The sequence below is a fragment of the Planomonospora algeriensis genome (genome assembly GCF_977012225.1).
The window spans coordinates 1-8940 of the sequence record NZ_CDRNDK010000266.1; the positions used below are offsets into that span (position 1 = coordinate 1).

General features: G+C 74.7%; 11 protein-coding genes and 1 pseudogene. 6 read left to right on the forward strand and 6 right to left on the reverse strand.

Annotated elements, in window-relative coordinates; all coding sequences use genetic code 11:
• Window positions 1-20: 20 nt before the first annotated feature.
• Window positions 21-623: a phosphoribosylanthranilate isomerase gene (locus ACWJ6R_RS23730; protein WP_449064347.1), complete on the reverse strand. Its 603-nt coding sequence runs from the start codon at window positions 621-623 to the stop codon at window positions 21-23.
• Window positions 624-816: 193 nt separating this feature from the next.
• Between ACWJ6R_RS23730 and ACWJ6R_RS23735 the strand changes: the two genes are divergently transcribed.
• From ACWJ6R_RS23735 to ACWJ6R_RS23760, 6 genes are all read left to right on the forward strand, one after another.
• Window positions 817-1173, forward strand: coding sequence for an ArsR/SmtB family transcription factor (locus ACWJ6R_RS23735; protein WP_449064348.1), 357 nt, complete (start codon window positions 817-819; stop codon window positions 1171-1173).
• Entirely contained in the window at window positions 1170-1679 is a 510-nt protein-coding gene (locus tag ACWJ6R_RS23740; RefSeq protein WP_449064349.1) for an SRPBCC family protein, read from the forward strand. The genes ACWJ6R_RS23735 and ACWJ6R_RS23740 overlap by 4 nt, the downstream gene beginning before the upstream one ends.
• Entirely contained in the window at window positions 1676-2155 is a 480-nt protein-coding gene (locus ACWJ6R_RS23745) for a VOC family protein (protein ID WP_449064350.1), read from the forward strand. Before ACWJ6R_RS23740 ends, ACWJ6R_RS23745 begins: the two co-directional genes overlap by 4 nt.
• A gap of 120 nt (window positions 2156-2275) precedes the next feature.
• Entirely contained in the window at window positions 2276-3259 is a 984-nt protein-coding gene (locus tag ACWJ6R_RS23750) for an adenylate/guanylate cyclase domain-containing protein (protein WP_449064351.1), read from the forward strand.
• A gap of 75 nt (window positions 3260-3334) precedes the next feature.
• Window positions 3335-3535 (forward strand): maleylpyruvate isomerase N-terminal domain-containing protein, encoded by a 201-nt coding sequence (locus tag ACWJ6R_RS23755; RefSeq protein WP_449064352.1) that lies wholly within the window; start codon window positions 3335-3337, stop codon window positions 3533-3535.
• A complete protein-coding gene (locus ACWJ6R_RS23760; protein ID WP_449064353.1) occupies window positions 3532-4356 on the forward strand; it encodes a class I SAM-dependent methyltransferase in 825 nt (274 codons plus the stop codon). Before ACWJ6R_RS23755 ends, ACWJ6R_RS23760 begins: the two co-directional genes overlap by 4 nt.
• A 64-nt stretch (window positions 4357-4420) precedes the next feature.
• Here ACWJ6R_RS23760 and ACWJ6R_RS23765 read toward each other — a convergent pair whose 3' ends face one another.
• From ACWJ6R_RS23765 to ACWJ6R_RS23785, 5 genes and pseudogenes are all read right to left on the reverse strand, one after another.
• Window positions 4421-5179: a penicillin-binding transpeptidase domain-containing protein gene (locus ACWJ6R_RS23765; protein WP_449064354.1), complete on the reverse strand. Its 759-nt coding sequence runs from the start codon at window positions 5177-5179 to the stop codon at window positions 4421-4423.
• Window positions 5107-6108 carry an NTF2-like N-terminal transpeptidase domain-containing protein gene (locus ACWJ6R_RS23770; protein WP_449064355.1) on the reverse strand — a complete coding sequence of 334 codons (1002 nt, stop codon included), beginning with the start codon at window positions 6106-6108 and terminating at the stop codon, window positions 5107-5109. The genes ACWJ6R_RS23765 and ACWJ6R_RS23770 overlap by 73 nt, the downstream gene beginning before the upstream one ends.
• A gap of 261 nt (window positions 6109-6369) precedes the next feature.
• A pseudogene (locus ACWJ6R_RS23775) lies at window positions 6370-7576 on the reverse strand (acetyl-CoA C-acetyltransferase).
• 16 nt (window positions 7577-7592) lie between these two features.
• Window positions 7593-8210 carry a TetR/AcrR family transcriptional regulator gene (locus tag ACWJ6R_RS23780; protein ID WP_449064356.1) on the reverse strand — a complete coding sequence of 206 codons (618 nt, stop codon included), beginning with the start codon at window positions 8208-8210 and terminating at the stop codon, window positions 7593-7595.
• Window positions 8211-8224: 14 nt separating this feature from the next.
• Window positions 8225-8940, reverse strand: a 716-nt coding sequence (locus ACWJ6R_RS23785; RefSeq protein WP_449064357.1) for an SDR family oxidoreductase, incomplete at its 5' end; no start/stop codon positions are given.

Genomic DNA, 8940 nt, shown 5'->3' on the forward strand with positions numbered 1-8940 from the left:
GGCCGGGCCGGGGCCGGCCGCTACGCCGGCTCAGTCCCGCCGCGAGCGGCGGCGACGAACTCCCGGATGAGCCCGGCGTCCTTCACGCCGGGCGCGATCTCCACCCCGCTCGAAACGTCGACCCCCCACGGGCGCGCCTCGGCGATCGCGCGGGCCACGTTCGACGGGTCGAGGCCTCCGGCCAGCATCCAGCGGCCCTCCGGGCGCCCGCGCACCGCGGCCCAGTCCCACGGCTCGCCCGAGCCCGGCCGGGGCGCGTCGACGATCAGCAGATCCTCGTCGAAGGCGCCGCAGCGCAGGTCCGCGCCCGCCGCTCCCGCGCGCACCAGCGTGAGGCCGAGGTCCTTCAGGGCGGTGAAGTCCCCGTGCGGGTGATCGCCGTGCAGCTGGACGGCGCGCACCCCGGACTCCAGCGCGGCCGCCCGCACCTCCTCCGGCGCCTCTCCGGCGAACACCGCCACGGTCAGGACGTGCGCGGGCACCGCCGCGGCCAGCTCCCGCGCCTGCTCCGGAGTGATCCGCCGGGGACTGCGGGTGAGGACGAAACCGATCGCGTCCGCGCCCACCTCGACCGCCGCGGCCACATGCCCGGGCTCTCGCAGCCCGCAGATCTTCACGTACACGCTGTGCACCCTAAGGCCTGTCCGGTGAATCCACACGCATGAGGCCGCCGCGGCACCGGGTCGCGGTCGTCGTCCACCGGCGGCGCCTCATCCGCCGACCGGCGTGCTGGCGGGCGCGAGCCCGCGGTCCTTGACAGGCCGCGATCCGGCGCGGTAGAAAACCATCTGGTTATAGAACTGGAAGGTAATCAATATGGCTGCCGACGTTCTCGACGCGACGTTCGCCGCGCTGGCCGACCCGACCCGGCGAGCGATCCTCGCCCGGCTGATGGAGGGCGAGGCCACGGTGACCGAGCTGGCCGAGCCGTTCGCGATGAGCCAGCCAGGCATCTCCAAGCACCTGCGGGTGCTGGAGCGCGCCGGGCTGGTCTCCCGGGGTCGCGACGCGCAGCGCAGGCCCTGCCGGCTGGAGGCCGCCCCGCTCAAGGATGCCGTCGACTGGCTGGCGGGCTACCGCTCCTACTGGGAGGAGAGCTACCAGCGGCTGGACGCCCTGCTCGGCGAGCTCGACCACCACGGGCCGGACGCCGCAGAGCAGGGGACCCCGTGACCCCGCGGCAGGCGCAGGGCGGAGGCCTGACGGTGCGGGCGCTGCCCGGTGCCGGCCTCATGCTCACCAGGACCTTCACCGCTCCCCGCCGGCTCGTCTTCGACGCCTACACCCGGCCCGAACTGCTCCGGCGGTGGCACGGCGCGCGCGGCTGGCACCTCGTCGTCTGCGAGGTCGACCTGCGTCCGGGCGGCGCCTGGCGCTTCGTCTCACGCGGCCCGGACGGCGCCGAGATGGGCCTCGGCGGGGTGTTCCACGAGATCGACGCGCCCGGCCGGCTGGTCCAGAGCGAGGTCCACGACGGCTGGGAGGAAGGCGAAGCCCTCGTCACGACCGTCTTCGACGAGCGGGACGGCCGGACCGCGATGACCACCACGGCGCGCTACCCCTCGCGGGAGGTCCGCGACAGCGTGCTCCGCACCCCCATGGAACGCGGCGCGGGCGAGGCGTACGACCGTCTCGCCGGGATGCTCACCGAGATGACACTGAAAGGCGGACCACGATGACCGACACCCGGCCCACTCCGGCCCGGCCCACGCAGACCGAGATCCCGGCCGACCTCGCCGACGTCCCGGCGGACCCCGCCGCGCCGCCGGTCCGCCCCGGCATGTTCCTCCTCGAACTCGTCCCGGTGCCCGTCACCGACATCGACCGGGCCAAGGCCTTCTACGCCGACCGCCTCGGTTTCCAGGTGGACGTCGACGTGCGGCCTGCGGACGGGGTCCGCGTCGTCCAGCTCACCCCGCCGGGCTCGGCCTGCTCGATCACCCTGACCGAGGGCATCGAGTCCCTCGACATGCCGGCCGGCACGCTGCGCGGCCTGCACCTGGTGGTCAGCGACATCGAGAAGGCCCGCGCGGAGCTCATCGGGCGCGGCACGGACGTGGAGCCGGTCGAGGACCTGGGCGGCGTCTACTATGCCCGTTTCGCCGACCCGGACGGCAACACCTGGACGCTCCAGCACATGCCCTGGCGCGTCTGACGGCTCCCGGACGGGGATCGACCGGACGGGGATCGGCGGGCGGGGCGTCCCGGTCGTCCTGGCATCTGGCAGCATGCAGGATGTATGTTGCGATTCCCCCCAGGGGCAAGGACGAGCAGGTTGACCACGGTCGAGGATCCGTTGACGGACGAACTGGCGGGCGCGTTCCTCCGGCAGCACCGCCGCTACACGAGCCACCAGGTGGCCGCGATGGCCGGCGTGCCGGTGTACCGCGCGCGGCGGTTCTGGCGCGCCTTCGGCTTCGCCAACGTCCCGGACGACGCGGTGGAGTTCACCGACTCCGACGTCGAGGCGCTCCGGACGCTGGTCGGCCTGGTGCGCGACGGGACCTACGACGAGGAGCACGCGCTCCTGGTGACCCGGTCGCTGGGCAGGGCCACCGCCCGGCTGGCCGAGTCGCAGGCCGTACTCGGGGCCGAGGTCCTCGACCAGGCCGGCGTCCCGCTCGGCGAGCGCGCATCCGCCTGGCGGACGCGGGCGGACCGGGTGGTGCCGGACCTGGAGCAGCTGCTGGTCTACGCCTGGCGGCGGCAGCTGGCCGCCGCGGCGGGCCGCGTCGTGGACCAGGAGACGAGCACCGTACGGCTGGCCGTGGGCTTCGCCGACCTGGTCGGGTTCACCCGGCTGAGCCGCCAGATCACCGAGACGGAGCTGGCCCGCCTCGTCGAGCGTTTCGAGAGCCGGTCGGCCGACGTCGTCACCTCCTCGGAGGGCCGGGTGGTCAAGACGCTCGGCGACTCGGTGCTGTTCGTCGCCGACACCGCCGCCGCGGCGGCCGAGATCGCCCTGCGGCTCGTGGAGGTCCACGCCCGGACCAGGGGCGTGCCCGCCCTGCGGGTGGGGCTGGCCGTCGGCCAGGTGATCGGCCGCATGGGCGACGTGTTCGGCACCACGGTCAACCTGGCCAGCAGGCTCACCGCGCTCGCCCCGGCCGACGCCGTGCTCGCCGGGCCCGCGGTGGCCGAGGAACTGGAGGGCGACGCCTCCTTCGAGCTGCGGCCGGTGAGCCCGCTGACCGTACGGGGGATGGGCGAGCTGGTCCCGTACGTCGTCTCCAGAGGGCCTTCCACAAGGCCGGGTTGATGACACCGTGGATGACATCACCGGCGGGCAGGGTCATCGACGCGTTGAGACCGACGTACTCATGGAAGGCTGACCATGGACACCGGAACCGCCATGACCTGGCTGACGGCCGAACGGCTGGACCTCACCGACTTCCTCGGTGGACTCGACCCGGACGAATGGCAGGCGGACTCGCTCTGCCCCGGCTGGACGGTCCACGACGTGGCCGCCGGCCGCGCCGCCGGGCTCGCCGGGCTGTCCGGCCTCGGCGCCGAGAAGATCGCGGCCACGCTGTGAACGCGCATCTCGAACGCGTCGCGGGCGGCTGGGACGCGGCGGTGGACGGCTACGAGGCGTACTTCGTCCCCCGCTTCGCCCCCTGGGTCTCCGGCGCGGTCGGGGCCGTCGCGTCCGGCGCTCTTCCCCCCGGTCCGATCCTCGTCCCCTGCTGCGGCACCTTTCCCGAACTCGATCTGCTGGTCGAGCACTTCCCCGACCGCGAGATCGTCGGCATCGACCTGTCCGCGGGCATGGTCGGCCGTGCCCGGCGGCGGGTGGCCGGACGGCCAGGCGTCACCGTGGTCGAAGGGGACGCCTCGACCCTCGACGCCGGCTGGACGGGCGGGTGCGGCGCCGTGGTGTCCGTGTTCGGCCTCCAGCAGCTGCCCCGGCCGGAGCGGGCCGTCCGGTCATGGCTGGCCGCGCTCGGGCCCGGCGGAATGCTCTCCGTCGTCTACTGGCCGGATGCCACGGAGTCCGACGGCCCGTTCGCCCTCATGGACGCGGTGGTCCGCCGGCATGTGCCGCCGGGGGACAGCGCCTGGGAGGACGAGCTCGTGCCCGCGCTGCACGCCCAGGGGGCGGTCATCGAGCGCGACGACCACCCCTCCCATCCACTGAGCCATCCCGGCGCGCCGGCCTTCTTCGACGCCTACACCCGGTCGGGGCCGCTGCGGGCGCTCGCCATCGCCCGCGGAGACGCCTTCATCGCCGGCCTCCGCCGGGAGTTCCTCCGCGACGCCCCGGAGGGCCGGTGGACCCACCGGCCCCTCGCCCGCCACATCGTCGCCCGGCGAACCGCCTCCAAAGCCCGGGGCGAGGCCTCCGACTCGCCATGAATCGCCATGGCCGGCCCGGAGCGCGCCCCCGGCAGCCGCACCGACGCCGACGGCCGGCACCTGATCAGAGGGCCCTCAGGAAGCGGGCGGCGAGGGGGGCGGCCGTGGCCGCGCCGCTCCCGCCGTTGCGGACGAGCACCGCGAAGGCCAGGTCGCCCCGGTAGCCGATGAACCAGGCGTGGGAGCGCGCTCCGGTGACCTCCGCGGTGCCGGTCTTGCCCGCCGTGTCCGGCGGCAGTCCCGCCTGGGCGGCCGTGCCCCGGGTGACCACGGCGCCCATCATCGCCCGGAGGCCTGCGGCCACGCCCTCGTCCAGCGGCACCGGGGCGGGCGCGTCGGCGGGCGGCTGCTCGGTGGTGATCGCGGGCCTCCAGGTGCCGCTCGCGACCGCGGCGGCGACCTCGGCCATGCACAGCGGGCTGGCCAGCACCGAGTTCTGGCCGATGGCGTCGGAGCCGAGGTCGTCCGCGGTGACGGCGTCCTGGATGCGGCAGGTGCTCTTACCGGGCTTCTTGCGGAAGCCGAACCGGTCGGCGGCCTCGGCCCGGAGGCCGCCGTCGCGCAGCCGCTCGTAGGCCTGCTGGGCGAAGGTGGTGTTGCAGGAGAGCGCGAAGGCCGTGGCCAGGGGCACGGTGCCGTGGTCGGCGCCGCCGTCGTTGTCGAAGTGCCGGCCGTTGGGGAGGGTGTAGCCTCCCGGGCACGGGACCGGGGAGTCCGGGGTCAGGCCGGTGCGCAGCAGCGCGGCGGCGGTCACCGCCTTGAACGTCGAGCCCGGCGGGTAGAGGCCCTCGAACGCCCCCTTGGCGCCCAGCGTGTCCGCCACCGCGCGCACCTGGCCGGTGGGGACGTCCACGGCCACGATCGCGGCGGGCAGCCCGACGCCGTCCAGGGCGCGGGCGGCGGCGGCCTGGACGCCCTGGGAGATCGTGGTCCGCGTGCCCGGCACCTCGGGGCGCGGGCGGCCAGCAGCACCCGGCCCGAGGGCTCCTCCACCAGTTCCACGTCGACCGCCGTGCCGTCCAGCCCGGTGTAGTGGTCGCCCGCCCTGCTGTCGCGGGGGAACGGCAGGCCCTCGCGGGTGAGCGTGGCGGGCCGGGGCACCGGGGTCTCCCTGCGGCGCAGGGTCCCGCCGGCGAGCGCGGGGTGCAGGGTCTCCGGGGACCAGAGCACCTTCCAGGAGCCGTCCCGCCGCGCCAGGCGCAGCACCGACGAGAACTCCCACCGGCCCAGCCCCGTGACCTCGCGTGCCCCGGTGAAGGGGACCTCGGCGGTCTCCCCGCCACCGGACGGGGCGCCGGGGGCCAGGGAGATCGACGTGACCTGCAGCTCGGCGCCGAACCTGCGGTGCCGGTCGGTGAAGTCGGGGGGCGGGTCGGCGACCAGGCCCGCCATGGCGGTCAGGTCTCCGGCCCGCCAGGCGTCGAAGTACCTCGCCGCGACCGGTCCTGGTCCGTCCGGCGGAGCGGGGGCGGGTGTCGGCGCGGACGCCGCAGGCGCGGGCGTCGGGGGAAGCGCGGAGGGCGCGGGCGTGAACACGGCCGACGGGGCGGGCTCGGGCTCGGAGCCGGGGACGGGCGACAGCTCCATGACCCGGGTGCGGGCCGGATCGGGCCGGGACCGCTCGGCCGCGGCCCCGTCGTCCCCGTCACCCCCGGTGTCCGCTCCGGCCACCAGTGAGTAGAGGCCGAACAGGGTGATCGCGATCGCCGCGGCGATCAACGCGAGGAACCGCCGGTCCCGCATCGCGTCCATCTTCCCCGTTTCCCATCGATCTGCGCCGAGGAGGAGATCGTAGGGCGGTGGGTGATCGGGGAACCATGCTTTTCCCCGATTATTCTGCTTTTCGTATTGAATAGGCGAATATGACGCGTTCCAGAACGCGGGTCGGCCCGCGGCCGGAAGGTTCCGCGTACGGGCCCCCGCCAGGTGCCGGCGCGTTCCCGGCGGTGCCCTCCGGCCGTTCCCGGCGGACCCTCCCCCAGGCGCTCCCGGCGGGCCGGCGCGGCGGCGCCCTCACAGGCGCTCGATGATGGTGACGTTGGCCTGGCCGCCGCCCTCGCACATCGTCTGCAGGCCGTACCGGCCGCCGGTGCGCTCCAGCTCGTGCAGGAGCGTGGTCATCAGCCGGGCGCCGGTGGCCCCGAGCGGGTGGCCGAGCGCGATCGCGCCGCCGTTCGGGTTGACCCGCGCCGGATCGGCGCCCGTCTCCTTCAGCCAGGCCAGCACGACCGGGGCGAAGGCCTCGTTGATCTCCACCACGTCGATGTCGCCGATCGCCATGCCCGCCTTCTTCAGCGCGTACGCCGTGGCGGGGATCGGCGCCGAGAGCATCCGGACCGGGTCCTCACCGCGCGCGGACAGGTGGTGTACGCGGGCGCGGGGGGCGCAGGCCGTGCACGCGCACCGCCTCCTCGGAGGCGATCAGCAGGGCCGCGGCGCCGTCGGAGATCTGCGAGGCCAGCGCCGCGGTCAGCCGGCCGCCCTCGACCAGGGTGCGCAGCCCGGCCATCTTCTCCGGCGAGGTGTCGCGGCGCGGCCCCTCGTCGTGCTCGACGCCCTCCAGCGGCGCGGTCTCCCGCGCGAAGCGCCCGGTGTCGACCGCCCGGGCCGCCCGCCGGTGCGACTCGCAGGCGAAGGCCTCCATCTCCTCCCGGGACAGGTCCCAGTGCTCGGCGATCATCTCGGCTCCGCGGAACTGGGAGACCTCCTGCCCGCCGTACCGGGCCCGCCAGCCCTTCGACCCGGTGAAGGGCGTGTCGAAGCCGAGCGCCTGCCCGGCGGTCATCGCGTACCCGATGGGGATCTGCGACATGCTCTGCACTCCGCCGGCGACCACCAGGTCGGCGGTGCCGGAGAGCACGGCCTGCGCGGCGAAGTGCACCGCCTGCTGCGAGGAGCCGCACTGCCGGTCGACCGTGACGCCGGGCACCTCCTCGGGCAGCCCGGCCGCCAGCCAGCAGGTGCGGGCGATGTCCCCGGCCTGCGGGCCGACCGTGTCCACGCACCCGAAGACCACGTCCTCCACCGCGGCCGGGTCGATCCCGGAGCGCTCCACCAGCGCGGTCAGCGCGTGCGCGCCCAGATCCGCGGGGTGCACCCCGGACAGGCCGCCGCCGCGCCGCCCCACGGGGGTGCGGACCGCCTCGACGATGTACGCCTCCGCCGTCCGGGAGGCCGCTCGGGGTGCCGCTCGGGGTGCCGTTCGGGGGGTCGTCCGGATGGCCACGGTGAACTCCTCAGGTCTCCAGGATCCCTTCCAGGACCATCACGATGTACTGCCGGGCGATCTCGTCCGCGCTCAGCGGGCCGTCGCTCCGGTACCAGCTCGCGGCCACCCAGACGGTGTCGCGGATGAAGCGGTAGATCAGGCCGGTATCGAGGTCGGCGCGGAACTCCCCGTCGAGGACGCCCCGGTCCAGCACCGAGAGCCACATCTCGCGGAAGCGCCGCATGGAGTCGAGCAGGTAGCCGAAGCGCGGGCTCGCCGCCAGGTGCCTGGACTCGTTCTGGTAGATCATGACCGCCGGGCGGTACAGGTCGATCATCCGGAACGACTCGGCGATCAGCTCGTGGAAGGTCTCGCGCGCGCCGAGCCCCGAGGCGGTGATGCGGTCGTAGGACGCCCACATGTCGGCCAGGAACGTCGAGAGGATCTCGTCGACCATCGACTCCTTGGAGTCGAAGTGGTAGTAGAGGCTGCCGCCGAGGATGCCCGCCGCGTCCGCCACCTCGCGGACCGTGGTGGCGGAGTATCCCCGGGACGCGAACACCTCCGCGGCCGTGGCGAGCAGCTCGGCCCGCCGCCCGGCGCGGGCGGTGGCGGCGCTGTCGGAGTCTCGGCGTCGTGGGCTCATGGGAGACGGACCTCTCAGGGGTGCTGGCTGGAGACGGAGACGACCTCTCCGGTCAGGTAGGAGGAGTAGTCGCTCGCGAGGAAGACGATAACGTTGGCGACCTCCCAGGGCTCCGCCGCGCGCCCGAGCGCCTCCTTGGCGGTGAGCTCGGCCAGCAGCTCCTCCGTGGTCACCTTGGCCAGGTTGGCGTGCATGGCCAGCGAGGGCGCCACCGCGTTGACCCGCACGCCGTACGGCGCCGCCTCGACGGCCGCGCACCTGGTCAGCGCCATGACCCCGGCCTTGGCCGCCGCGTAGTGGGCCTGGCCCTCCTGCGCCCGCCAGCCGACCACCGAGGCGTTGTTCACGATCACGCCGCGGCCCCGCGGCTGCATGAGCGCCAGGGCGGCCCGGGTGCAGCGCATGGTCCCGGTCAGCGTCACGTCGAGCACGCGGCTCCACTGCTCGTCGGTCATCTCGACGAGCCTGGCCGTGCCGCCGAGCCCGGCGTTGTTGACCAGCACGTCCACCGGCCCCAGGCGCTCCTCGGCGGCCGCGAACAGGGCGCGCACCTGCTCTTCGGAGGTCACGTCGCACGGCACGGCGGTCACCGTCCCGGCTCCGAACTCCTTCTCCAGTGCGGCCAGGGTCGCGGCCAGCCGCCGCTCGTGGGCGTCGCTCACCGCCACCCGGGCGCCCTCCTGCAGCAGGCGGCGGGCGCAGGCACCGCCGATGCCGGTGCCCGCGGCGG

What these genes read in the sequence shown, in the direction of transcription:
- ACWJ6R_RS23735 (WP_449064348.1), top strand. Translation starts at nt 817, where the DNA reads ATGGCTGCCGACGTTCTCGACGCGACGTTCGCCGCGCTGGCCGACCCG.
- ACWJ6R_RS23745 (WP_449064350.1), top strand. Translation starts at nt 1,676, where the DNA reads ATGACCGACACCCGGCCCACTCCGGCCCGGCCCACGCAGACCGAGATC.
- ACWJ6R_RS23755 (WP_449064352.1), top strand. Translation starts at nt 3,335, where the DNA reads ATGGACACCGGAACCGCCATGACCTGGCTGACGGCCGAACGGCTGGAC.
- ACWJ6R_RS23770 (WP_449064355.1), bottom strand. Translation starts at nt 6,108, where the DNA reads ATGGACGCGATGCGGGACCGGCGGTTCCTCGCGTTGATCGCCGCGGCG.
- ACWJ6R_RS23780 (WP_449064356.1), bottom strand. Translation starts at nt 8,210, where the DNA reads ATGAGCCCACGACGCCGAGACTCCGACAGCGCCGCCACCGCCCGCGCC.